This is a genomic window from Streptomyces exfoliatus (genome assembly GCF_000725545.1).
GTDB classification, from domain to species: Bacteria; Actinomycetota; Actinomycetes; order Streptomycetales; family Streptomycetaceae; genus Streptomyces; species Streptomyces exfoliatus.
This window is the reverse complement of the sequence record NZ_JNZP01000021.1, coordinates 71,338-95,722: the sequence shown is the minus strand read 5'-3', so window position 1 is coordinate 95,722 and position 24,385 is coordinate 71,338. Positions and strand designations below refer to the sequence as shown.

Below are 24,385 nucleotides of genomic sequence, written 5' to 3'. Positions count from 1 at the left end.
GACGGCGGGCGCCGGCACCGATGTCCGGGCGCTTCAGTCGGTGCGCCTCGTGCCCTGGAGGTGGAGCGAGCGCAGGGCCGCTTCCAGGGCGAAACGGCGGTCCGGGTCGACGAGCCGGTCGCCGAAGTGGTTGTCCAGGTTCCGCAGTCGGTAGCGGACCGTCTGGGCGTGGACGCCCAGCATCTCGCCGACCTGTTCGGCGGGGGCCCGGGTGGAGACGTGGACGCGCAGGGTCTCGATCAGCCGGTCGCGCCGGGTCCCCGAAAGGCCGTCGAGCGGGGCCAGTTCGCGGGTGGCGAGTTGCGCCGTGAGGGCCGGGTCGGCCAGTAACCATAACGTTGTCAGATGGTCCTCGCAGCGCACCAGGGGGGCGTCCGGCACGATGCCGTCGTCGATGAGTTCGAGGACCCGCCGTGCCCAGCGGACGGAGTGCGCCGCCTGTCCCGGCGGCACGGTCAGACCGACGACCGCGGGCGTGCCGGCCAGGGCGGAGCCGAGCATCGCGAGGCGCTCGGCGGTGAGCGGGCCGGGGATGAGCAGGTGCGGCTGGGGGAGGCCGAGATCGGCCAGGACGTCCCGGTCGAGACCGGCCTGGACGAGATCCGCGACGGGGGGACGCAGGGCGACCAGGGTGCATTCCGCGGGAAGCTGCCAGGAGGCCTCCTTGCACAGTTCGGCGATGGTCGTCCGCGGCAGCGGCGGGCCCGCGAGGAGGAGGTGGAGCAGCTGTCTTCGCAGGGCCGCCACGTCGGCGACGGTGCGGGTCTGCACCATGACGTAGCCCTCGCGGGACAGCGCCTCCAGCTCCTCGACGTAGGCGAAGAGGGCGTCCGCGAAGGCCAGGATCAGGGTGGGGGAGAGGTTGTACGTGCGCCCGATGCTCTTGGCCCGGCGCAGGGCGATCCGCGCGCCGAGCCGGTAGGCGCCCTGCAGGGTGTCGAGATCGCGGCCCTCGTAGGCCTCCACCCGGCCGAACTTGCGGATGAGTTCGTCCCGGAGGGCCGACTGGGTCCCGGGGGCGGCGACCCGTTCCACGAAGGCCGCCAGGGCCTGTTCCACGCCCTGGCGGATCGCGTCCGAGTGCGGTCCGTTGAAGAGATGGGCGTACACCGGGTAGGCCCGCTGGATCTCCACGCCTATCTCCTTGATGAGGCCCGGGATCTCGGGCCTCATCAGCTCGGCGAACTCCCTGGGGAGCGGGTCGAGCGGTTCACCGGTGTCCGGCGACTGTGTGACTGCGGGCATGAGCCGATCCCTTGCTCTCCTGCGCGACCGGTGGGGGAGTGGCGGTGCGGCACCCGGACCTGGCGTGGCGGGCGCCGCCGTGGCCGTCAGGCGCGTACCGACGTGGACTGCCGAAGCTAGGTCAACTGCTGTGTGCTGTACACAACTTGCACAAGAGTTGGCGTGCCGGAGCGGCGTGCGCCGGAGAGTAGGCCGGGAATCGCCCCTGACTGGCCGTTAGTTGACGGCGGAGTGCCAGTTCCGGGCCATCACCTTTCCGGCGTCGGGGGCGACGACGCCGGGTGCGTAGAGGCCGGTCAGATACGTCTGGGTGTTGTCGAGGGTGAGGCGGTTCTTGCCGGCGGCGGAGGGCAGTCCGGTCTTGAGGTTGACCGCGCCGTCGATCAGGCCGAGCAGTCCGAGGCCGCAGCCGCTGGCGCCGGGGACGGCGAAGGTCGTGTCGACCTGGGTGGAGCCGAGGAGGTTGAGGCGGCTCATGTCGCCTTCCTCGTTCGGCGAGCCGTCGCCGTTGGAGCGGTCGACGGCGAAGGAGGGGGCCGTGAGGTTGCTCGGGCGCAGCACGATGGGGTTGGACCTGGTCCCGATGTAGCAGTTGCTGCCGAGGAACGGGTTCTGCAGGTGGATGCGGACCGGGATGTTCACGATCGGCATGTCGGTGAGGACGCCCGCGATCTGGTCGAAGTTCGAGGGGGTGCCGACCGACTCCACGGTGGCGGTGATCTTGTTCAGCCGGGCGTCGGACAGCTGCCGGCAGATGTCGGTGATGAACGGGATGTCGCTCGGGCACATCAGGCCGAGCAGGCCGCCGGGGACGGTGGCGGAGTCGGCGATGAGCGAGCCGGCGGCGGGGGCGACGACCGTGCTGGTGCCGTCGGCGTTCTGGACGACGCCGATCTGGAGGTTGGTCCTCCCGGTGACCACGGTCGTGTTGCCGAGCTTGATGGAGCCGCTGGCGGAGGCCGAGGAGACGCACTGCGGCGCCTTGTCGAGTCCGTCGGCGGCGAGCATGGCCGGGGCGTCGACGGGGCAGCGGGTGAACGGCGCCCAGCTGCCGTTCAGTTCGGGGACGGCCGCGGTCGCCGTGCCCATGGAGGCGAAGGCGCCGAGCGCGGTCAGCGCCGAGAGGGTGGCCAGGCGGGTGCGGGCGGAGACGAGGGGCATGGCGAAGCCTTCCGATGAGGGGGAGCGGTGAAGAGGGGGTGACTCGTGCGGGGGTTCAGCGGGCGGGCTTGGGGACGACGTACGGCTGGCGGTCCTCGGTGCACTGGCCCTCGGTGGGCACTTCGACGCCCACGGCGCAGGTCTGGCCCTGGATCTGCTTGAGGTGGTTGCCGGGGCCGGAGATGGTCGCGGTGAGGAGCCGGTCGAGGTCCTCGCCTCCGGCGCCGCAGTTCTCGAAGGCGGGGATGGTCACCTCGCCGGTGAGCGGGCCGCCGCTGGTGAGGACGTAGCCGCTGGCGTCGGTGCCGTTGAGGAGCTGCCCCTTGCCCAGGAGCACCAGGTGGTCCCCGGGGTACTTGGCGGGGTCGGGCTCGGGGGAGCTGAGCGGCTTCGCCGTGCGGCACGAGGGGCCGACGTCCAGCCGGGTGCCGTTGACCCGGACGTCGAGGACGCGCAGGACGAGGGGGGCGCGGATGTAGGTCTCGGCGATGTTGTCGGGGAAGACGAGGAGTATGTCCGACTCGACGGCCATGGGCCCCACCTGTTCCAGGACGAGGGTCGCCGTGGTGGGGGCGAAGCCGAACGTCAGGAAGGTCGCCTCGAAGGGCGGGGTCTGCCTGCGTCCCTTGTACGACAGTTCGGCGTCCGACTTCTGGAGCAGGTGGACGCCGTCCGGCAGGAAGACGATCTCGGGATCTCCCTGCTCGATCAGCGTGCAGGACACCGGGATGACGTTGGCGCCGTTCAGCTTCCGCACGTTGGAGTAGCCGGTGATGTAGGCGGTGAGGGACTTGGACGTCGGCTTGTCGTTGCGGCAGGTCGGGGCGGGCGGTCGCGGGGCCTCGGTGCCGGCCCCGGTGCCGGGCGCGGTGTCGTCCGCCGCCTGCGGGCCGCTGTCCGCCGTACGCCCGGCCGCCGGGCTCCGCGAAGCCCCGCTCGTCCCGCTCGCGGGCTCCCGCCCCGTCGGACGGGACGGCGGTGGAGAAGGGAGAGAGGCGGGCGATGACGAGGGGGAGGACGAGGAGGGGGCGGTCGAAGGCGTGGGGGGCGCGCTCGGTTCGCCGGTGGTGGCGCCGGGGCTCACCGGGACCGTGGCGAGCACCCGCCGGCCCTCCGCCGCCTCGGCGGGGACACAGGTGACGGAGAGGGACGCGGGGACGGTGGCCGCGCCGTCCGCCGTGCTGGGGGCGAGGTCGACGCCCAGGCTCCCGGCGGTGAGGGACAGATCGCCGGGGCCGCCCGTCGTCAGGATCGGGACGTCGCCGGTCGTCGTGAGCGTGAGGGGCCCGTCGGCGGGTACGTCGAGGGACGGTGACGTGCCGCGCCAAGTGGCCTCCGCCCGCTGCCCGTTCTGGGTCACACCGACGGTGAGCCGGGTCTCGGCCCGTACGGTGGCCGCTTCGAGCACGGTGAGGTCGGCCACGGCCGCCGCGGGGAGCTCCACCGTCGTGGTGACGTCGGTGGGCCGGATCTCCTCGCCCACGGCGACCCGCTCGGGGAAGGCCGCCGTGATCCGCACCGTCGCGGCCTGCGGGCCCGAGGGCAGGGTGCAGACGTAGGGCAGCGCGGTGTCGACCTTCAGGGTCCCCACCGCGACGGCCGCCGCCGGGAGCAGGGGGGCGAGCGCCACGAACGCGGCTATCGTCGCGCCGCGCGCGCGGACACGGGACGGTCGGGGGCCGGGCCCTGGGCCTCTCATCTGCTGCTCCGCTCGGGTCGTTCGTGCGCCGGCGGGGAAGGCCGCGGGCGATGGGAACACGGACAGGCCCGCGCCCGCCCGGCCGGGGTCGCCGGCCGGACGGACGCGGGTTCCTGCGTCCTACGGGTTGGAGCCGACGATCGTCGGGATGGTGGTGCTGCCCGCCACCTTGACGAGGTAGGTGCCCTTGAAGAGCGGCTTGGCGCCGACCGGGACGGCGGAGCCGCAGTTGGTCGACGAGACGACCGTGAGCTCGCCGGCCAGGCTGTTGACGGCGAGCGCGCCCGTCGAGTTCGTGTACGTGCCCGAGGCCTTGCCGGTGACCCGGAAGACACAGGCGCCCACGGTCACCTTGGCGTCGACGTTGCCGACGTAGCCCTTGGTGACGCCGGTCGCGGCGGTGTAGTCCTGCGCCACCACGGTCCAGGGGGTGGTCGCGACGGTGGTCACGTTGCCCAGGACGCTGGTGCAGGGCGCGCCGGTGGCGCCGAAGGCGATGGCGCTGATGGAGGCGACGGTCGCCGGGTTGCCGGTGGCGCTCTGCATGGTGCCCGAGGCGTTCGACTTCGTACACGTCATGGCGATGCCGTTGACGCTGAGGACGATGTTGCCGCTGTTGACGGCGGTGAAGTTGGCCGGCGACGGGTTGACGGTCCAGACCGTCGAGGGGACCGCGGAGGCGGGGCTCACCGCGAGGGCGAACGCGGCCGTGGCGGCTCCGGCGACGACGGCGACGTTTCTCATGGGCTTCTTCATGGCTCTGGGACTCTCCTTGGGGATTGACCGGCAGAGGGTGGCCGCGGTGGGGGTCGAAGCGGCCGGCGGCCCGCTGTTTCTCGGCCGCGAAACCTGACGTTACTTGCGGGAAACTTAGCTGAACAATGGCGGAGTCCATGATTCTTTGAAGAGGCCGAATTGCCTGTCAGGCGGGTGAGGGGTGGCCGGAATGCCCTTGGTTCCGGGGTGCGCAATGTCGACAATTTTGATCGATCACGCGGTAGGGGTAGCGCCTTGGACAGCGGCGTGGATTCCATGCTCCTCGACGGTTCGCCGGACGCTTTTCTTGCTCTCTCCGGTGATAGTTCGCGATGCCCGACTGTCTCCCGGCTGACAAGTTCCCGGCCGTTCGGTCCCGACTGCGGAAATCTCGGAATCCGGTATTGCCGGGGAAGGTTACTCGGCCGTAGCGTTCCCGGGGCGGCGCCTCGTCGCAGGTTGGAACGGTTCCGGAGGACCGTCCTGTCTCGGCGGTGACAAAAGGCCATTCCTGCCTTGTCTCCGCCGTGACAAACACGGGAACAGCTTCATGATTTCGGCGCCCGGCTATTGTCCGGGTGATCCGCTCCGACTTACCGTGCGCCCGCGGCGCACACCCGACGCACGCTTGCTGGAGGTGGGATGGGAATCGAAGTAGTCGTTGAGGGTCTGACCATGTCCTTTGGCAAGCAGAACATCTGGCAGGACGTGACACTGACCCTGCCGGCCGGAGAGGTGAGCGTCATGCTCGGCCCTTCCGGAACAGGGAAGACGGTCTTCCTGAAATCGCTCATCGGGCTGCTGAAGCCCCAGCAGGGCCGCGTCCTCATCAACGGCGTCGACATGGTCGGCGGTGCGGAACGCGACATCTACGAGACCCGGAAACTCTTCGGCCTCATGTTCCAGGACGGCGCGCTCTTCGGCTCCATGACCCTCTTCGACAACATCGCCTTCCCGCTGCGCGAACACACCCGCAAGCGGGAGCCGGAGATCCGGCGCATCGTGATGGAGCGCATCGAACTCGTCGGCCTGCTCGGCGCGGAGGGGAAGCTGCCGGGCGAGATCAGCGGCGGCATGCGCAAACGCGCCGGCCTGGCCCGCGCGCTCGTGCTCGACCCGCAGATCGTTCTGTGCGACGAACCCGACTCCGGGCTCGACCCCGTCCGCACCGCCTACCTGTCCCAGCTGCTCATCGACCTCAACGCCCGGATCGACGCGACGATGCTGATCGTCACCCACAACCTGGACATCGCCGCCACCGTCCCCGACAACATGGGCATGTTCTTCCGGCGCAACCTGGTCACCTTCGGCCCGCGCGAAGTACTCCTCACCAGCGACGAGCCGGTCGTGACCCAGTTCCTCGCAGGCCGCCGCGAAGGCCCCATCGGCATGTCGGAGGAGAAGGACGCCGCCCTGCTCGCCGCCGAGCTGGTCGACCCCGCAAACCACCGGCCGTCCGGGCCGCCCGTCATCGTCCCGCAGCTGGAACCCTCGCCCGGCCTGCCGCCCCGCGCGGCCGTCGCCCGGCGGCGCGAGCGGGTCCTCGGCATGCTCGACAGCCTGCCGCCCGCCGCCCGCGCCGCCATCCGCGACACCTACGCGCGCGGCGCCGCGGCGCCCACCCCCTCCGTGCCGCGTCCCGGGAGCGGCTCGTGATCACCGGGGCTCTGCGGCAGACCGGCCGCCTCTTCGCCCTCGCCGCCGAGGTGAGCCGGGCCGTCTTCCGACGACCCTTCCAGTTCCGCGAGTTCATCGAGCAGTTCTGGTTCGTCGCGAGCGTCACCATCCTCCCGGCCGCGCTCGTCTCCATCCCGTTCGGCGCCGTGATCGCCCTCCAGGTCGGCTCGCTCACCCAGCAGCTGGGCGCCCAGTCGTTCACCGGCGGTGCCAGCGTCCTCGCCGTCATCCAGCAGGCGAGCCCGCTGATCGTCGCCCTCCTGATCGCCGGCGCGGGCGGCTCCGCCATCTGCGCCGACCTCGGCTCCCGCAAGATCCGGGAGGAACTCGACGCGATGGAGGTCATGGGCGTCTCGCCCGTCCAGCGACTCGTCGTCCCCCGCGTCCTCGCCACCATGGCCGTCGCCGTGCTCCTCAACGGAATGGTCTCCGTCGTCGGCACCCTCGGCGGCTACTTCTTCAACATCGTCCTCCAGGGCGGCACCCCCGGCGCGTACCTCTCCAGCTTCTCCGCCCTCGCCCAGCTGCCCGACCTCTACATCAGCGAACTCAAGGCCCTGATCTTCGGGTTCATCGCGGGCATCGTCGCCGCCCACCGGGGACTCAACCCCCGCGGCGGCCCCAAGGGGGTCGGCGACGCCGTCAACCAGTCCGTCGTCATCACCTTCATGCTGCTGTTCTTCGTCAACATGGTGCTGACGGGCATCTACCTGCAGATCGTCCCGCCGAAGGGAGGCTGACCCATGGCCTCCCCGTTCGTCTGGCTCGACCGCTCCGGCGACCAGCTCCTGTTCTACGTCAGAGCCCTGCTCTGGATTCCCCGCACGCTGCGCCGCTACCTCAAGGAGGTGCAACGGCTGCTCGCCGAGGTCGCCTTCGGCTCCGGCGGCCTCGGCGTCATCGGCGGCACCATCGGCGTCATGATCGCGATGACGCTGTTCACCGGAACCGTCGTCGGCCTCCAGGGACACGCGGCCCTCGAACAGATCGGCACCGCCGCCTTCACCGGATTCGTGTCCGCCTACTTCAACACGCGGGAGATCGCCCCGCTCGTCGCCGGACTGGCCCTCTCCGCGACCGTCGGCGCCGGATTCACCGCCCAGCTCGGCGCGATGCGCATCAACGAGGAGGTCGACGCCCTCGAAGGCATGGGCATCCGCTCCATGCCGTACCTGGTCACCACCCGCATCATCGCGGGCGTCGTCGCGATCGTCCCGCTGTACGCGATCGGCCTGCTCTCCTCCTACCTGGCCTCCCGCTCTGTGACGGTCCTGTTCAACGGGCAGTCCCGGGGCACGTACGACCACTACTTCAACCTCTTCCTCTCGCCGACCGACGTCCTCCTCTCGATGCTCAAAGTGCTGATCTTCAGCGTGATGGTGATCATCGCCCACTGCTACTACGGCTTCCGCGCCTCCGGCGGCCCCGCCGGCGTCGGCATCGCGGTCGGCCGTTCCGTACGCAACGCCATCGTGCTGATCAGCGTCACCGACTTCTTCCTGTCGCTGGCCCTCTGGGGCGCGACCACGACCGTGAAGGTGGCGGGGTGAGATGAACGATTCCACGGCCGAGACCCTGCGCCGCCGGTTCGCCGGCGTCGTGTTCCTGCTCGTACCCGCCCTGCTCGCCTGGCTGGCGGTCGCCGTATACGACAAGCGCTTCACCGACTCCGACCCGGTCGTCGTCGAGACCGGCAGCATCGGCAACGAGATGCACCTCGGCGCCGAGGTGAAACTGCGCGGCGTCGTCATCGGCGAGGTCCGGGCCATCGACGCCCGCGACGGCGGAGCGCGGCTCACCCTCGCCATGCGGCCCGGGGCCCTGCGTCACGTCCCGTCCGACGTCCGCGCGCAGATGCTGCCCACGACGCTCTTCGGCGAACGGTTCGTCGCCCTCGTACCGCCCGCGGACCCCTCGGCGGGGTCGCTGGGCCCCGGGGCCGTCATCCCCGAGGACCGTTCGAGCAACGCCGTCGAACTCCAGCAGGTCCTCGACAACGTCCTGCCCCTGCTCACCGCCGTCCAGCCACAGAAGCTGTCGGCCACCCTGTCGGCCGTCTCCCAGGCCCTCGAAGGACGCGGTGACAAGCTCGGCGAGACGCTCGCCCAACTCGACGCGCACCTGAGGAAGTTCAACCCCCAGCTGCCCACCCTCACCCGCGACCTGAAAGAACTCGTGAAGGTCAGCCATCTCTACGCCGACGCCGCCCCGGACATCGTCACCGCCCTCACCGACTTCACCACCACCAGCGGCACCCTCGCCGAGAAGGAGGCCGCCCTCGCCGGCACCCTCGGCACCGCCACCCGCACGGCCCAGGACCTGACCGCCTTCCTGCGGCAGAACAAGGACAACATCATCGGCCTCAGCGCCACCAGCAGGCCCACCTTGGAACTGCTCGCCGAGTACGCGCCCTCCTTCCCCTGCACCCTGCGCACCCTGGCCCAGTTCGTGCCCGCCATGGACAAGGCGCTCGGCAAGGGCACCGACCGGCCCGGACTGCACGTCGACGTGACCACCGTGCCCTCGCGAGGCGCCTACGTCCCCGGCCGTGACCGGCCCACCTACGCATCGGGCGGCGGCCCGCGCTGCCACCCCGTGCCCTACCTCGGCGTCCCCGCCGCACCCGCCGCACGGGCGTCCGCCGCCGCCGAACAGGACCTCGGACCCGCCAACTCCCCGCAGGAGAACGACCTCGTCAACGAACTCCTCGCCCCCGCGGCGAAGAAGCGGCCCGGCGACCTGCCGGACTGGAGCAGCCTGCTGGCCGGACCCGCGTTCCGCGGCGCGGAGGTGACCCTGCGATGACGAGCCGACCCGCCCACACGCGGCGACGCGGCCTCACCGGGACCGTACTGAAGTCCCTCGCGTTCGTCCTCGTCACGGCCCTGGCCACCACGGTGCTCGGCCTCAGCATCGCCGACACCGGCGTCGGCGCCGCCACCCGCTCGTACAAGGCGCTGTTCACCGACGTCACCGGACTCGTCAAGGGCGACTCGGTGCGCATCGCGGGAGTGAAGGTGGGCGAGGTGACCGACGTGCGCGTCGTCGAACGCCGCACCGCCCAGGTCACCTTCTCCGTCCACGAGGACCGCACCCTGCCCCGGTCCGCCACCGCCGCCGTCAAGTACCTCAACATGGTCGGACAGCGCTACGTCTCCCTGGGCCGCGGCAGCGGGGACCTCACCGGCACCCTCGGCGCGGGCGAGACCATCCCGCTCGACCGCACCACCCCCGCCCTCGACCTGACCCTGCTGTTCAACGGGTTCAAGCCCCTCTTCGAGGGACTCTCGCCCGGCGACGTCAACGACCTCGCCGGATCGCTCGTGGAGGTCCTCCAGGGCGAGAGCGGCACCGTCGACAGCCTCATGCGGCACATCGGCTCCCTCACGAAGACCGTGGCCGCCAAGGACGAGGTCATCGGCAAGGTCGTGACCCACCTCAACACCGTCCTGACCACCCTCAACAGCCGCGAGGCCGCCTTCGGCGACCTCGTCGTCACCCTTCGGAAGCTCGTCACCGGCTTCAACACCGACCGCAAACCCCTCGGCGAGGCGGTCCAGGCCATCGGCGACCTCACCACGACGACCGCCGGCCTCTTCCAGGAAGGCCGCGCCCCCCTCAAGAAGGACATCCGCGAACTGGGCCGGCTCTCGGGCACCCTCGGCGACCACACCCCCGCCATCGAGAGGTTCCTCGCCAACACCCCCGCCAAGATGACCGCCCTGGCCCGGCTGTCCTCGTACGGATCGTGGTTCAACCTCTACCTCTGCGAGGCGCGCGTGAGCGGCGTGGGAACGTCCGACGGCTCCAAGCCGCCGACCGGCATAGCCGTGTCCGAACCGAGGTGCCGCGGATGACCGCCCGCCGCCGGTTCAAGCCGGTCAAGGAACGCAGCCCCGTCGCCGTCGCCGTCGTCGGCCTCCTGCTCCTCGGCCTGATCGCCGCCCTCGCCTACAACGTGGAACGGCTGCCCCTCGTCGGCGGCGGCACCGCCTACAGCGCCGACTTCTCCGAGTCCGCGGGCCTCGACGCGGGCGACGAGGTGCGCATCGCCGGGGTCAAGGTCGGCAAGGTCACCGACGTCGCCCTCGACGGCGCCAAGGTCAAGGTGACCTTCGAGGTCGGCGACGCCTGGATCGGCGACCGGTCGACCGCCGCCATCGCCATCAAGACCCTCCTCGGCGAGAAGTACCTGGCGCTCGACCCCCTGGGCTCCGGCCCGCAGGACCCGGGAACCCGCATCCCGCAGACCCGCACCACCTCCCCGTACGACGTGACGCAGGCCTTCCAGGACCTCGGCGGCACCGTCGACGACCTCGACACCGAGAAGCTCGCGGAGAGCTTCCGGACGATCTCCGACACCTTCAGGAACTCGCCGCCGCACGTCCGCAACGCCGCCACCGGCCTCTCCGAACTGTCGAAGTCCGTCTCCAAGCGCGACACCGAACTCGACCGGCTCCTGCGGAACAGCAAGAAGTTCACCAAGACCCTGGAGAGCAAGAAGTCCAGCTTCGAGACCCTCATCGAGGACGGCGGCTCGCTGCTCGGGGAGCTGCAGAAGCGCCGCGACGCCATCCGCGCCCTCCTCAAGGGAAGCCGAAGCCTGGGCACCGAACTCAGCGGCCTCGTCGGCGACAACGACCGGCAGCTCGGCCCCACCCTCAAGGCCCTCAGCCGCGTCACCGGCGTCCTGGAGAAGAACAGCGGTCAGCTCGACAAGACGCTCGCGCTCATCGGCCCGTACTACCGGCTCGTCGGCAACACCCTCGGCAACGGCCGCTGGTTCGACAGCTACCTGTGCGGCGTCGTGCCCCGCACCTACCTGCCCGAAGCCTCGCAGCCCACGTCCGGATGCCGGCCGCCGAAACAGCAGGCGGCGGCCACGGGGAGCGGTGAATGATGACCAAGGCCAGAAAACCCCTCGTCGCGGGGCTCGCCCTCGCGGTGCTCGCGGCCTGCGGTCTCGTCGCCGTACGGTTCCTCGACGCCGACGGCATCCGCGTCACCGCCTGGTTCGACCGGGCCGTCGGCATCTACGCAGGCTCCGACCTGCGCGTCCTCGGCGTACGGGTCGGAGAGGTGGAGTCCGTGCAGCCGCAGGGCACCCGGGTGCGCGTCGAACTCCGTCTCGACGAGGGAGTACGCGTCCCCGCCGACGCGCGGGCCCTCGTCGTCGCCCCCAGCATCGTCGCCGACCGGTACGTCCAGCTCACCCCCGCCTACAGCACGGGCCCCACCCTCACCGACGGCGCCGACCTGCCCGCCGACCGCAACCGCGTCCCCGTCGAGATCGACCAGCTCTACGCCTCCCTCACCGAACTGAGCCGGGCACTCGGGCCGGACGGCGCCAACTCCACGGGAGCCCTGTCCGAACTCCTCGACACCGGGGCCGAGAACCTCAAGGGCAACGGCGCGGCCATCGGCACCTCCATCGAACAGTTCGGCAAGGCCGCCAAGACCCTCGACGGCAGCAGCGAGGACCTCTTCGCCACCCTCGGGCAACTCCAGACCTTCACCACCATGCTCAAGAAGAAGGACGGCGACGTCCGCACCGCGCAGGAACGCCTGGACGACGTCGTCGGCTACTTCGCCGAGAACAAGGACGACCTCGCCGCCGCCCTCAAAGAACTCGGCAAGGCCCTCGCCCAGGTCAAGACCTTCATCAAGGACAACCGCGGCGAACTGAAGAAGAACGTCGACCGGCTCGTGCCCCTCACCCAGACCCTCGTCGACCAACGCGCCTCCCTCGCCGAGGCCCTCGACGTCGCCCCGCTCGCCGCCGGCAACCTCGTCAACGCGTACGACCCGGACACCCGCACCATCGACGGCCGCGCCAACCTCAACGAGATCAGCATGGGCGGCCCCCTCCTCCCGCTTCCGGTGTCCGGCGCCTCCGCCACGAGCCCCGGACAGGAGAAGCGATGAGACGCGGCACCCCGCCCTCCGCCAAGGCCGCCGCCACCGGCGCGGCCGGACTGGTCGCCCTCGGCGTGGGCCTCGCCCTCCTCCTCGGCGCCGTCCCCGCGAACCCGTTCCGCTTCGACGGCATCGAGGACCTGCCCCTGCCCGGCGGCGCCGACCTCGGCGCCCACCCCTACACGGTCACCGCCGAACTCGACGACGTCCTGAGCCTCGCCCCGCAGTCCGCGGTCAAGGTCAACGACGTCGCCGTCGGCCGCGTCACCGCCATCGAGCTCGCGACCGGCACCTGGTCCGCCCGCGTCACCCTCACCATCAACGGCGACGTCCGGCTGCCCGCGGACGCGAGCGCCCGCCTGGAACAGTCGAGCCTCCTCGGCGAGAAGTACATCCAGCTCGTCGCCCCCCGCAAGGACGGCGGCGGACGCCTCGCCGAAGGCAGCGTCATCCCGCTGGCCCGCACCAGCCGCAACACGGAGGTCGAGGAGGTGTTCGGCGCACTGTCCCTGCTGCTCAACGGCGGCGGCGTCAACCAGCTCAAGACCATCACCCGCGAACTCAACGCGGCGCTCGGCGGCCGCGAACCCGAGGTCCGTTCGATGCTGAAGCGGGTGAACACCCTGGTGACGACCCTGGACGCGCACCGCGGCGACATCACCCGCGCCCTCGACGGCGTCAACCGGCTCTCCGCGACCCTCGCCGGCCGCAAGAAGGACGTCGACACGGTCCTCACCGGCCTCTCGCCCGGCCTGAAGACCCTGGAGAACCAGCGAGGATCCCTGCTGACCATGCTGCGCGCCCTGGACACGCTGTCCGGCGTGGCCGTCACCACCATCGACGCGAGCAAGAAGGACATGGTCGCCGACCTCAAGGCCCTCGCGCCGACCCTGAAGGCACTCGCGGACGCCGGTTCCGACCTGCCCGCATCGCTCCAGGTGCTCCTGACGTATCCCTTCACCGACGAGGTCATGCGCGGCGTCAAGGGCGACTACCTCAACACCTATCTGCACCTCTCGGCCGCCCCCGGCACCGAGGTGATCCCGCCGCTGATCCCGCAGCCCGAGCCCACCGCCTCGCCTTCACCCCCGGCCCCGGCCCCCGGCGAGCGAAGGGGGACGGGCGGCACCGCCCAGAGCCCGGGAACGGCCCTTCCACTGCCTCCGGTCCGGACGGGCATCCCGACGCAGTCCGCCACCCCACCCAAGGACGGAGGCGAGAACCGGTGATCACCCGAACCGTACGGCTGAAGAACCTGGCCTTCCTCGTCATCGCCGTGCTCGTCCTCGGCTTCGTCGGCATCCGCTACGCCGACCTCGGCCGCTACGCCGGAGTCGCCGACCACTACACCGTGCGGGTCCATCTCGCCCGTACCGGCGGCCTGTTCACCCACTCCGACGTCACCTACCGGGGCGTCTCCGTGGGACGCGTCGGAGACATCGGCCTCACCGCCGACGGAGTCGTCGCCGAACTGCGCATCAAGAAGTCCGCCCCCCGGATCCCCGCCGACGCGCGGGCCGTCGTCGCCGGACTCTCCGCCGTCGGCGAGCAGTACATCGACCTGCGCCCCGAGAGCGACGACGGCCCCTTCCTCACCGACGGCGCCCGCGTCGAGCAGTCCGACACCCAGGTACCGGCGCCCGTCACCGACGTCCTCGCGAGCATGAACGACCTCACCCGCTCCGTACCCCTGGAATCCCTGCGCACGGTCGTCGACGAACTCGGCAAGGCCTTCGAGGGACACGGCGACGACCTCCAGGCCCTCCTCGACAACGGCAGCAGATTCGTCCAGGCCGCCGACGACGCGCTGCCCGCCACCACCCGGCTCATCGACGACGGGGAGACCGTCCTGCGCACCCAGGCCGAAGAGAGCCGCGCCATCCGGGACTTCGCCACCGGCGCACGCGACCTCGCCGCCACCCTCAAGGGCTCCGACGCCGACCTGCGCCGCCTCCTCGCCGTGACACCCGACGCGGCCGGCCAGGTCAGCAGCCTCCTGCGCGACCTCGACCCGAGCCTCAGCGTCGTCCTCGCCAACCTCCTCACCACCTCGGAGATCGCCGTCACCCGGCAACGCGGCACCGAGGAACTGCTCGTGAAACTCCCGGCGGCCGTCGCTGCCGGAGCCACCGCCGTCGACGGAGGACGCCTGCGCATCGGTCTCGCCGTCACCTTCTTCAAGCCACTGCCCTGCACGTCCGGATACGGCGGAACGCGCTACCGCAACGGACTCGACCTGGGAACGGCGCCCGCCCTCAACACCGGCGCCTCCTGCGCCAGTTCCGCCGCCACCGGGGTCAACGTACGCGGCTCGGGCCAGGCTCCGAAGGCCGGCGGGGTGTCCGAACCGGCCAGGCCGGGCGCCCTGCCCTCGGGCAGCACACCGCCCAAGCCGGGTGCGCGGACGCCCCTGCCCGGCGCGCTCGCGCTGCCCGGACACACCGACGGGCCGACGGACATGGCCGGTCTCCTCGGCCTGGGCGCCGTGAGCGCCCCGGCCACCGGGAGTACGCGATGAGGCGGGCCGGGATCCTCGGGGCCGGCGCCCTCGTCGTCGCTCTGGGCTTCTGCGGGACCGGCGCCTGGACCTACGCCCAGGCCCGCACCGACGAGGAACTCGCCTTCGGCCGCGCACGGGACACCGCCCTCGCCGAGGGCCGCCACCGCCTCACCGTCCTGAACACGCTCGACGCCTCGACCCGCGAGCGCGCCGAAGCGGGCATCCAGGCCTGGCGCGACGCCTCGACCGGACCGCTCCGCACCGAACTGGGCGGCACCGAGCCCGCGGTGGGCGCCTCGGCGCGTGCCACGGTCACCGAGGCCGCCCTGACCGCGCTCGACACGCGAGCCGGTACGGCGAAGCTCATCGCGACCGTGCGCGTCGACGTCACCCCGCGCGGGGCCGGCGGCCCGACCACCGACCGCAAGCGCCTGGAGGCCGTCCTGACGCGCACCGGCGAGGACACGTGGCGGGTCGCGGCGCTGAGCGCGGTGCCCGTGACCGGAGCCGAGGGGAGCGAGGACGAGTGACACGACTGCTGAGCGGGACGGCCGACGACGTGGAGGCCGAAGCCGACGTGGACGGCGAGGAGAACCTTCCGCCGCAGGGAGGCAGGCGTTCCCCCGCCCTCTGGCGCAAGGCCCTCCTCCCCGCGGCCGTCGCCGTCCTGCTGATCACCGGGAGCGCGTTCTTCCACTTCGCCGACCAGCTCCGGTCGACCCCCTCCGCCCGCAACCACGCGCTCACCGACACCGGGGCCACCACCCGCGTCGGCGGCGACGTCGGCGAGGGGCTCGCCCGGGTCTTCTCGTACGCGCCCGCGGGCGCCGACGCCGCCGAACGCTCCGCCCGCACCGTGCTGGCCGGACGCGCCGCCCGCCAGTACACCGAGTTGTTCGCCCAGGTCCGCGCGAGTCTGGTCGAGCAGCGGCTCACCCTCACCACCCAGGCCGTCCGGACCGGAGTGATCGAACTCGACGGGAACAGGGCGCGGCTCCTCGTGTTCCTCGACCAGACCTCGCGCCGGGACAAGGCCGCCGCCACGTCCGCCGCCGCCCAGCTCACCGTCACCGCGGAGTTCCGTGGCGACCGGTGGCTGATCGTCGACATCAAGGCCCGCTGACGATGAGCGGGAGACGGGAGCACCCCATGACACGCGCGGTCCGCACCCCGGCGGGCAGCAGGCCCGCCCTGGCGGGGGCACTGGCGCTCACCCTCGTCGCCGGTGGCTTCGCGGCCTGGACCGGCCGGGACTGGTACGCCGCGGCGCACGACGACTCCGCCGCGTACGCCGTGCAGCGCGACCGGGCGCTCGCCGCGGGGGAGCAGGCCGTGCAGAACCTCAACACGCTCGACCACCACCGCGTCGAGCAGGGGCTCGACCTCTGGGAGTCCTCCACGACCGGCGACCTGCACAAGCAACTCGTCGACGGCCGCGCCGAGTTCACGGGCCAGGTGAAGACCGCGAAGACGGTGACCACGGCACGGGTGCTGTCCGGGGCCGTCACGGAACTCGACGACCGGGCGGGGCGGGCCCGGGTCCTCGTCGCGCTGCGCATCACCGTCACGACGCCCGACAGCAAGAGCACGGAGAAGGACAGCCGCATGCTGGGCGAACTCACCCGCGCCGAAGGCCGCTGGAAGCTCAGCGGTCTGGGGCAGGCCCCCGTGGGCGGTACGGCGGCGGGCTGATCCAGGGCCTGTCGTCGAGATCAGGCCTCAGACCTCAGGCCCTACGACCGGAGCCGCCGCCCGCACCCGAAAGGACACGCACCATGCCGACGCCCCGCCACCACCTCAACCGCGAGCGCCGCCGCCAGGCCCTCGCCGGTCCCCCGGCGGAGCCCGCCGCCGCACGGCCCCGGCAGCGGCCGGCGCTGATGACGGCCGTACGGGATACGGCGACGGAGTCGAAGCGCGGGACGGCGACGGAGCCGAAGCGGGAGACGGTCGCCGAGGACGCGGTGGTACGGCCCCGGCGCCTCGTCCCCCCGGCCACCCTCGCGGTCCTGTGCGTCCTGACGCTCCTGCTCGGCGGCTTCGCGGGCTGGGCGCACAGCAGGGCGGAAGGGCTACGGGCCGACCCCGCGCTCGGCAACACGGCCCTCACCGACCTCGCCCGCACCAGCGAGATCAAGGGACAGACCGCCGCGGCCGTCGCCGCGCTCTTCTCCTACGACCACGCCGACACGGGCCCCTTCGAGCAGGCCGGCAAGACCCTCCTCACCGGCAAGGCCGTCGCACAGCACCGGACGCTGCTCGACGGCGTCCTCGCCCAGGCGGCGCGGCAGAAGACGGTGATCACCACGACGGTCACCGACAGCGCGGTCGAGCGGATCGACGGCGACCGCGCCCGGGTGCTCGTCTACGCGGACCAGAGCAGCGTGAGCACGGCGGGGACCGCTGAGCGGCAGCCGAAGACCCCGAAGCAGCCCCGGGAACAGGCGCAGGACCAGGGCGTCTACGCGGGGGCGATGTTCGCCGTCGACGTCGTGCACCGCGACGGCCGCTGGCTCGTCGAGAACATCGACACCTTCGGCCGCTGAGCCGCTGCCCCCCCGGCGGAGGGCGGCCGTACGGGAACCGAACGTCAGTCCCGGTCGACAAGCACCGCGGTTCCCTGGCCGACGCCGACGCACATGGTGGCGAGGCCGCGCCGGTCGCCGGTCCGGTGCATGCGGTGGAGGAGGGTGGTGAGGATGCGGGCGCCCGAGCCGCCCAGGGGGTGGCCGAGGGCGATGGCGCCGCCCTGCGGGTTGACGCGGTCGGGGTCGATGCCGAGCTCGCGGACGCACGCGAGGGCCTGGGCGGCGAAGGCCTCGTTGAACTCGGCCGTGTCGATGTCCGTGAGGGCGCGGCCGGTGCGGGCGAGGACGCGCCGCACGGCGGGGACCGGGCCGATGCCCATGACGTCCGGGTGGACGCCGGCGCTGGCGCCGGCCACGTAGCGGCCGAGCGGCTCCAGGCCCAGTTCGTGCAGGGCCTCCTCGCCGACGAGCAGCAGGGCGGCGGCCCCGTCGTTCATCGGGGAGGCGTTGCCGGCGGTCACGGTGCCGTCGGGGCGGAAGACCGGCTTGAGGGCGGCCAGCTTCTCCGGTGTGGTGTCGGCCCGGATGGATTCGTCGTGCGCGACGACCGTGCCGTCGGGGAGGGTGACGGGGACGGTCTCGGCGTCGAAGAGGCCGTCCTTGCGGGCCGCGGCGGCGAGCCGGTGGCTGCGCAGGGCGAACGCGTCCTGGTCCGCGCGGCTGACGCCGTACCGGGCGGCGACCTCCTCGGCGGTCTCGCCCATGGAGAGGACGCCGTGGAGTTCCTTCATCCGCGGGTTGGTCAGCCGCCAGCCGAGCTTGGTGTCGGCGATCTCCTGGTGGTGGGGGAGTGCCTGGTCGGCGCGGGGCAGCACGAAGGGGGCCCGGCTCATCGACTCCGAGCCGCCGGCGAGCACGATGTCGGCCTCGCCGGAGGCGATGGCGCGGGCGGCGGTGGTGACCGCCTCCAGGCCCGAGGCGCAGAGCCGGTTGAGGGTGGCGCCGGGGACGGAGTCGGGCAGCCCGGCGAGGAGGACGGCCATCCTGGCCACGTTGCGGTTGTCCTCGCCGGCCTGGTTCGCGGCGCCCCAGTAGACGTCGTCGATCCGGGCCGGGTCGAGGCCGGGCACGGCGTCCAGGACGGCGCGGACGGCGGTGGCGGCGAGGTCGTCGGGCCGGACGGCCGAGAGGGCGCCGCGGAGGCGGCCGATCGGGGTGCGCCGGGCGGCGGCGAAGTACACGGGACGCATGGGGACGGCTCCGGGTGCGGTCGGGGCGGGTTCGGAAGGCCCAGGGCCTGTCTTTCGGATCAGGTCCTGGACGGCGTTCCAGAAACTAGCGGCGCAAGTTTTATCGACTTTAGCCGCTGGGGTCCCTCCCCGGTCAAGACCTCCCGCCCGCGTGCCTCACCCCAGCACCAGCAGCACCGCCAGGGCGACGAGGAGGGAGTCGATCCGGTCGAGGAGACCGCCGGAGCCGGCCAGCCAGTTGCCGGCGTCCTTCGCGCGGGCGCCCCGCTTGACCATCGACTCGAGCAGATCCCCGAGCGGGCCGCCGACCGCCACGGCCACCGCCGTCTGCCACGTCAGGGAGGACAGGACGGCCAGCGTGAGGAGGCCGGCCGCGGCCCCGGCCAGCGTGCCGCTCCACCGCTTGGCGGGCGACAGCGGGGAGAGTCGGGGGCCTCCGAGACGGCGACCCGCCGCGTACGCGACGATGTCGGCGATCGACACGGCCACGAACAGGACGAGGCCGAGGGCGCCGAGCGGTACGAGACCGGCCAGGGCGCCGAGCCACACGAGCCCCAGCAGGCCCGCCCCCAGGCGCCGGAGCCCATGCTCCGCGTCGCCCGAGAGCAGTGGCACCCCGGCGATCACCAGGGCTCCGGCCGCCGCCACCCTGAGCACCTCCCCGGGAGCCAGCCATGCGGCCAGGACGAGTCCGACGACCGCCGCGCCGAGGACCGCCCGGTCCAGCGGGCCCAGCCGGAGCAGCCCGCCGTACTCCGCCACCGCGATCACCCCGACCACGGCCGCGAGCACCACGATCCCCGGCGGCCCGAGCCAGAACGCGGCGGTCACCAGGGGCACTCCGAGCGCCCACACGCACCAGCGGACCATCAGCTCACGGCGCCGGGACGCCGCCACCGCGACGCCCCCGACCGCCAGCGCCCCGCCGAGGTACGGGACGAGACCGGCGACCGTCGTCACCGGGAAGCCCGCCCCGGCGCGCCCGACGCCACCGCGGCCGGCGCGCGCAGCGCGTCCAGGGCGCTGCGGCACGCCGCCACGATCCGCGCGTTCTCCGCCGTGTCGCGGACGGCGATCCGGACGGTCCGCCCCTCGTACGCCGGGGACATCGGCGACAGGTCACGCAGGAACACGTCGTGCCGTCGGCAGTCGCGTACCAGCCGGGCCGCGCTCGGCCCGTCCGGCGGCAGGGTCACCGTGAGGAAGTTCGCCACCCCCTCGTCGACCGAGGAGAATCCATCCAACTCCGTGAGGGCGGATGCCAGTTCCCGGCGCAGGACATGGGTGCGGGCCCAACGTTCCGCGTAGTACGCGGGGTCGCGGAGCGCCGTCACGGCGGCCAGCTGGGCGGGCAGGCTCACGGGCCACGGCGGCGTCCACCGGCGCAGCTCCCCGGCCGTCTCCTGATCGGCCACCAGGTACGCCGCCCGCATCCCCGACAGCGCGTACATCTTCGACAGGGAGGTGCAGACCACGACCCGGTCGTCGGCCGAGGCGAGCCCGGCGAGCGAGTCCGCCGGATCGACGTAGCCCAGGTACGCCTCGTCGATCCACCACCGGGTCCGCGCGGGCGAGGCCTCGATCACCGCGCGCAGCGCGTCGGCCGGGGCGTGGCGGCCGGTCGGGTTGTTCGGGTTGACGACCACCACGAGGTCGTAGCGTCCGTCGCCGGTCGCGGCGGCGAGCCGGGCCGGATCGACCAGCCAGCCGTCCTCCCTGCGCAGGGGGAGCCGGTCCACCCGGCAGCCGATCACCCGCTCGGTGACATGGGCGTACTCCCCGTAGCCCGGATCGAGCAGGAGCACCCGGCTCGCGGGCGTCAGCCACCGGCCGAAGGCCCGGAAGATCAGGTCGGACGAGCCGGCCCCGACGACCAGCGACTCCACCGGCAGCCCGCGGACCGCGGCGATCTCCGCGAGCAGCCCCTCGGCGCCCGTCGGCGGCGAGGTCCTGGCCGCCCAGCCCGGATCCTCCGACAAGACCGCGCGGACCGCCGGGGACGGCGGGAACCAGGCGTCCAGCACGTCCGCCGCGACGACATCGTGACGGCGGGTCAGCGTCCGGAAGTCCGTGCCGATCGCCGAGAAGAAGGCGCCGCCGTGCTCACAGCCGTCCGCGCGCGGCGCGAACGGCACGTCGAGCCGCCATTCGAGGCCCGCCCGCAGCCGCTCCAGGGTCCGGCCGTGGCGCTCCGCCACCGTCCTCGTCAGCTCGGCCACGGAGCCGCTGAGGACCTCGAACGAGACGGCGCCCGAGCGGACCGTGCGCCCCACGGGCCGCAGCCCGGCGGCGAGGTACATGTCGAGCAGCTCCGTGCGTCCCATCGCCACCACCCGGCGGCCGCCCCGCGCCGCGACCCAGCGCAGCGCCGCGTACATGAGGAGCGGCGCCGCCGCGGTGGACCGCCAGCGCTCCTCGACGGTCAGGACGCGGATCTCGAACGGCGACTCCTCCGACAGGACCGGCAGTTCGTCGCGCGTCAGGTACTTGTCGAGGGAGTAGCGGCCGACCCACGGCGGGGTGAGGCTGACGAAACCGATCCGCGTCTCGCCGCGCGCGGCCACGAGATAGACGTTGTCGCCGTCGAGCCCGTCGCTGAGGCGCCCCGACGGATCCACCGGATGCTGGCCGAGCTCCTCCGCGTACACCCGGTGGCGCAGTTCGTGGATCCAGTCGAGATCCCGGGGCGTGGCGGTGCGCAGCTGTAGGGCGTGGTCCATGCGTGTGTCCCCCTGAGACGGTCCGTCAGTCGCGCCCCAGCATGGATGAGTCCGGCCGACGGCACCTGAGTACGCGTACTCAGCCGATGATCAGGGTAGTTGAGGGCGGGCGGGGCACCGTACCAGCGTCGGCGCCGCCGGATGCGGAGTTTCACGCACTCTCCGCTTCCGAATGTGTTCATGCGGTAGTCATGGACGCCGGGAGGAACACATTGATCTTCAGTCTGAGCCGCCGCCGGAAGCCCGTACCCAGCACGGGCGTCTGCCCCTACACGTCCGGGGACCCCGCCCGCACCGCCCCCGACCCCGCGCCCCCGGTCGCGCCGCCGCCCCTCGCCGACCGGCGGCAGGCCGAACGGTTCGTCCGCCAGTTCCATGACGAGCAACCCGGCGCCGGAGACGTGGACAGCCGCGTCCGCCAGGTGCTCGCCGAGATCGACAGGACCGGAACCTACGAGCACTCCCCGGGCGAACTCGCCTTCGGCGCCCGCGTCGCCTGGCGCAACGCGGCCCGCTGCATCGGCAGGCTCTACTGGCGCAGCCTCGTCGTGCGCGACCTGCGCCACGTCGCCACCGCCGACGACATCGCCGCCGAGTGCTTCGAGCACCTGCGCATGGCGGGCAACGACGGCAGGATCCGCCCGGTGATCTCCGTCTTCGCGCCCGACCGGCCGGGCCGCCCCGCGCCCCGGATCGTCAACGACCAGCTGGTGCGCTACGCCGGACACCGGGACGACGACGGCGGCCGGTGCGGCGACCCGCGCAGCGCGTCCCTGACCGAGCAGGCCCGCGACGTGGGCTGGAAGCGGGAGGAAGACCCCTTCCAGGTACTGCCGTTGATGGTGCGGGAGCGCCCCGGCGAGCGGCCCGCGTGGTACGAGCTGCCGGACGGCTCCGTACACGAGGTGCCGCTCAGCCACCCCGAGCACGCGTGGTTCGCGGAGCTCGGCCTGCGGTGGTACGCCGTGCCCGCCATCAGCGACATGACGCTGGAGATCGGCGGCGTGCGGTATCCGGCGGCGCCGTTCAACGGCTGGTACATGGGCACCGAGATAGGCGCCCGCAACCTCGCCGACGCCGACCGGTACGACCTCCTCCCGGTCGTGGCCGACCGGCTCGGGCTCGACCGGTCCACCGAGCGCACGCTGTGGCGCGACCGGGCGCTCGTGGAACTCAACCTGGCGGTACTGCACTCCTTCCAGGAGGCCGGGGTGACGATGGCCGACCACCACACCGAGTCCCGGCGGTTCCTCCGCCACATCGCCCAGGAGAGCCGGCACGGCAGGGCGACGCCCGCCGACTGGAGCTGGATCGTCCCGCCGGTGTCCGGCGCCGCCACCCCGGTCTTCCACCGGTACTACGACCCGGTGGACCCCTCGCTCCGGCCGGCCTTCCTGGCGCGCACCTGAGACCGACCGGTCTGAACCGTGCGCCGGATCAGCGGCGTCCGAGGACCTCGGCGATCCGGGTGAAGCCCTCCGCGCCGTGGCCGAGGGCCACCGTCCGGCGGGCCAGATCCTCGGCGGCGCGCATCACGCCCGCGTCGATGCCGTGCGCCTCGGACGCGTGCACGATGTGCGCCATCGTCGACACCGCGGAGGTGAGCGGGTTCCCCTCGCCGGAGTACGTGCCGTTCTCCACCTCCTCGGCCAGCTCCTGGAACAGCGGCGGCAGGATCGCGCCGATGCCCTGGGCGAAGGGGGCCAGCTCGGTCGGGGTGATGCCCTCGGCTCGCGCCACCGCGAGCGCGTGGACGTACCCCGTCATCGACGTCCAGAAGATGTCGAGCAGCGCGATGTCGTACGCCGCCGCCCGGCTGACCTCCTCCCCGAGGTGGGTGTGGGTGCCGCCCAGGGCGTCGAGTACCGGCCGGTGTTCGCGGTAGAGCGCCTCGGGCCCGCTGTGCAGGAACACCCCCGCCGGCGTCCCGATGGTCGGGGTCGGGGTCATGATGGCGCCGTCGAGATAGCCGATGCCGTGCTCGTCGGCCCAGCGCCCGGTGTCCCGGGCCCGCTCCGGGGCGTCGGCGCTCAGGTTGACGACGCTCCGCCCCTTGAGCGCGTCCGTCACGGCCTCCTGCCGCAGGACGGAGTCGGTGGCGTCGTAGTTGACCAGGCAGACCACGGTCAACGGGCTCGCGGCGACCGCCTCTTCGGGGCTCGCGGCCGAGACGGCCCCGGCGGCGACCAGCTCCCCGTCCCGGCCGGGCGTCCGGTTCCACACGGTGGTCCGTACGCCCGCCGCCAGGAACGCGGAGGCCAAGGCCCGTCCCATCGGTCCGAGTCCGAGAACAGTGACCGCGTGCTGCCCGGCAGAGGACGTGCCGGAAGAGGGCATGGCGGAAGAAGACATGGGTGAACTCCCTTGTGACATGGTGAAGGTAAGAGTTGAAGGCAAGAAACGCCGGAGGAAGGGGAAGGACGCGGATGAATCGCGCCCGGGTCCAGGACACGAACGTCTGCGGAGTGAACGCCGCGATCGTCGTCATCGAGGGCAAATGGAAGACGGCCCTGCTGTGGCTGCTCGAAACCGGCCCGCACCGCCCCGGCGAGATACGCCGGAAGCTCCCCGACATCAGCGAGCGGGTGCTGACCCAGGCACTGCGCGAGATGGAGGAGGACGGACTCGTGCACCGCGAGGTGTACGACGTCATGCCCCCGAAGACCGTCTACTCGCTGACCGCCTTCGGACAGGAACTCTCCGATGCGCTGGCCCCGTTGTCGGACTGGGGCCACCGTCGCCTGGACCGGCTCACGGCCGTGCCGACCGCTTCCTGAGGCCCGCTCGTCCTCCCTTCCTCCGGGCCGCTCCCAGCTTCGCCCGGGGTGCGTGCCCCCGACAAGTACCCACAAAAAAGTGGGTATGCGGGGGAGCGCGAAAAGGGGCCTCCCCGTGAAGGGAGGCCCCGGAGGCGCCGTGGAGAGGAAGGTCTC

At 72.3% G+C, this 24,385-nt stretch carries 23 protein-coding genes; 15 read left to right on the top strand and 8 right to left on the bottom strand.

The window, feature by feature from the left end; translation table 11 throughout:
• Window positions 1-33: 33 nt before the first annotated feature.
• The 4 genes from IO20_RS0125105 to IO20_RS0125090 all read right to left on the bottom strand — a co-directional run bounded on the left by IO20_RS0125105 (window position 34) and on the right by IO20_RS0125090 (window position 4,861).
• Window positions 34-1,245 (bottom strand): PucR-like N-terminal domain-containing protein, encoded by a 1,212-nt coding sequence (locus tag IO20_RS0125105; RefSeq protein WP_030553945.1) that lies wholly within the window; start codon window positions 1,243-1,245, stop codon window positions 34-36.
• Window positions 1,246-1,461: 216 nt separating this feature from the next.
• The gene (locus IO20_RS0125100) at window positions 1,462-2,406 is read right to left on the bottom strand and encodes a hypothetical protein (RefSeq protein WP_030553943.1); all 945 of its coding nucleotides are present in this window, start codon (window positions 2,404-2,406) and stop codon (window positions 1,462-1,464) included.
• A gap of 55 nt (window positions 2,407-2,461) precedes the next feature.
• A complete protein-coding gene (locus IO20_RS0125095; RefSeq protein WP_342668790.1) occupies window positions 2,462-4,036 on the bottom strand; it encodes a DUF6801 domain-containing protein in 1,575 nt (524 codons plus the stop codon).
• Between the two features lie 189 nt (window positions 4,037-4,225).
• Window positions 4,226-4,861, bottom strand: coding sequence for a hypothetical protein (locus IO20_RS0125090; RefSeq protein ID WP_030553940.1), 636 nt, complete (start codon window positions 4,859-4,861; stop codon window positions 4,226-4,228).
• 642 nt (window positions 4,862-5,503) lie between these two features.
• Here IO20_RS0125090 and IO20_RS0125085 point away from each other — a divergent pair.
• From IO20_RS0125085 to IO20_RS0125025, 13 genes are all read left to right on the top strand, one after another.
• On the top strand, window positions 5,504-6,517 hold the full coding sequence (locus IO20_RS0125085; RefSeq protein WP_030553938.1) for an ABC transporter ATP-binding protein: 1,014 nt from the start codon (window positions 5,504-5,506) through the stop codon (window positions 6,515-6,517).
• Entirely contained in the window at window positions 6,514-7,278 is a 765-nt protein-coding gene (locus IO20_RS0125080) for an MlaE family ABC transporter permease (protein WP_030553936.1), read from the top strand. The genes IO20_RS0125085 and IO20_RS0125080 overlap by 4 nt, the downstream gene beginning before the upstream one ends.
• Before the next feature lie 3 nt (window positions 7,279-7,281).
• The gene (locus IO20_RS0125075; RefSeq protein ID WP_030553934.1) at window positions 7,282-8,088 is read left to right on the top strand and encodes an MlaE family ABC transporter permease; all 807 of its coding nucleotides are present in this window, start codon (window positions 7,282-7,284) and stop codon (window positions 8,086-8,088) included.
• Window position 8,089: 1 nt separating this feature from the next.
• Complete coding sequence (locus IO20_RS0125070) at window positions 8,090-9,343, top strand: MCE family protein (protein ID WP_030553933.1); 1,254 nt, start codon at window positions 8,090-8,092, stop codon at window positions 9,341-9,343.
• Window positions 9,340-10,395, top strand: a complete 1,056-nt coding sequence (locus IO20_RS0125065; RefSeq protein WP_030553932.1) for an MCE family protein — start codon at window positions 9,340-9,342, stop codon at window positions 10,393-10,395. Before IO20_RS0125070 ends, IO20_RS0125065 begins: the two co-directional genes overlap by 4 nt.
• Window positions 10,392-11,438, top strand: coding sequence for an MCE family protein (locus tag IO20_RS0125060; protein WP_030553931.1), 1,047 nt, complete (start codon window positions 10,392-10,394; stop codon window positions 11,436-11,438). Before IO20_RS0125065 ends, IO20_RS0125060 begins: the two co-directional genes overlap by 4 nt.
• Window positions 11,438-12,463 carry an MCE family protein gene (locus IO20_RS0125055; protein ID WP_030553930.1) on the top strand — a complete coding sequence of 342 codons (1,026 nt, stop codon included), beginning with the start codon at window positions 11,438-11,440 and terminating at the stop codon, window positions 12,461-12,463. The genes IO20_RS0125060 and IO20_RS0125055 overlap by 1 nt, the downstream gene beginning before the upstream one ends.
• Window positions 12,460-13,683 (top strand): MCE family protein, encoded by a 1,224-nt coding sequence (locus tag IO20_RS0125050; RefSeq protein WP_030553929.1) that lies wholly within the window; start codon window positions 12,460-12,462, stop codon window positions 13,681-13,683. Before IO20_RS0125055 ends, IO20_RS0125050 begins: the two co-directional genes overlap by 4 nt.
• Window positions 13,680-14,972 carry an MCE family protein gene (locus IO20_RS0125045; protein WP_030553928.1) on the top strand — a complete coding sequence of 431 codons (1,293 nt, stop codon included), beginning with the start codon at window positions 13,680-13,682 and terminating at the stop codon, window positions 14,970-14,972. The genes IO20_RS0125050 and IO20_RS0125045 overlap by 4 nt, the downstream gene beginning before the upstream one ends.
• On the top strand, window positions 14,969-15,484 hold the full coding sequence (locus tag IO20_RS0125040) for a hypothetical protein (protein WP_030553927.1): 516 nt from the start codon (window positions 14,969-14,971) through the stop codon (window positions 15,482-15,484). The genes IO20_RS0125045 and IO20_RS0125040 overlap by 4 nt, the downstream gene beginning before the upstream one ends.
• Window positions 15,421-16,077 carry a hypothetical protein gene (locus IO20_RS0125035; protein ID WP_425423749.1) on the top strand — a complete coding sequence of 219 codons (657 nt, stop codon included), beginning with the start codon at window positions 15,421-15,423 and terminating at the stop codon, window positions 16,075-16,077. Before IO20_RS0125040 ends, IO20_RS0125035 begins: the two co-directional genes overlap by 64 nt.
• 26 nt (window positions 16,078-16,103) lie before the next feature.
• Window positions 16,104-16,646: a hypothetical protein gene (locus IO20_RS0125030; protein ID WP_030553925.1), complete on the top strand. Its 543-nt coding sequence runs from the start codon at window positions 16,104-16,106 to the stop codon at window positions 16,644-16,646.
• Between the two features lie 83 nt (window positions 16,647-16,729).
• Window positions 16,730-17,500 (top strand): hypothetical protein, encoded by a 771-nt coding sequence (locus IO20_RS0125025; RefSeq protein WP_030553924.1) that lies wholly within the window; start codon window positions 16,730-16,732, stop codon window positions 17,498-17,500.
• 44 nt (window positions 17,501-17,544) lie between these two features.
• Here IO20_RS0125025 and IO20_RS0125020 read toward each other — a convergent pair whose 3' ends face one another.
• The 3 genes from IO20_RS0125020 to IO20_RS0125010 all read right to left on the bottom strand — a co-directional run bounded on the left by IO20_RS0125020 (window position 17,545) and on the right by IO20_RS0125010 (window position 21,452).
• The gene (locus tag IO20_RS0125020) at window positions 17,545-18,732 is read right to left on the bottom strand and encodes an acetyl-CoA C-acyltransferase (protein WP_030553923.1); all 1,188 of its coding nucleotides are present in this window, start codon (window positions 18,730-18,732) and stop codon (window positions 17,545-17,547) included.
• A gap of 156 nt (window positions 18,733-18,888) precedes the next feature.
• Window positions 18,889-19,692, bottom strand: coding sequence for a phosphatidate cytidylyltransferase (locus tag IO20_RS0125015; protein WP_030553922.1), 804 nt, complete (start codon window positions 19,690-19,692; stop codon window positions 18,889-18,891).
• Window positions 19,689-21,452, bottom strand: coding sequence for a histidinol-phosphate aminotransferase family protein (locus IO20_RS0125010; RefSeq protein WP_030553921.1), 1,764 nt, complete (start codon window positions 21,450-21,452; stop codon window positions 19,689-19,691). The genes IO20_RS0125015 and IO20_RS0125010 overlap by 4 nt, the downstream gene beginning before the upstream one ends.
• A 191-nt stretch (window positions 21,453-21,643) precedes the next feature.
• Here IO20_RS0125010 and IO20_RS0125005 point away from each other — a divergent pair, with 191 nt between their 5' ends.
• Window positions 21,644-22,861, top strand: a complete 1,218-nt coding sequence (locus IO20_RS0125005) for a nitric oxide synthase oxygenase (RefSeq protein WP_063761432.1) — start codon at window positions 21,644-21,646, stop codon at window positions 22,859-22,861.
• 28 nt (window positions 22,862-22,889) lie between these two features.
• Here the strand turns inward: IO20_RS0125005 and IO20_RS0125000 are convergent, their stop codons facing one another.
• Complete coding sequence (locus IO20_RS0125000; RefSeq protein ID WP_030553919.1) at window positions 22,890-23,789, bottom strand: NAD(P)-dependent oxidoreductase; 900 nt, start codon at window positions 23,787-23,789, stop codon at window positions 22,890-22,892.
• Window positions 23,790-23,878: 89 nt separating this feature from the next.
• Between IO20_RS0125000 and IO20_RS0124995 the strand changes: the two genes are divergently transcribed.
• On the top strand, window positions 23,879-24,229 hold the full coding sequence (locus IO20_RS0124995; RefSeq protein WP_030553917.1) for a winged helix-turn-helix transcriptional regulator: 351 nt from the start codon (window positions 23,879-23,881) through the stop codon (window positions 24,227-24,229).
• The last annotated feature ends 156 nt before the right edge of the window (window positions 24,230-24,385 follow it).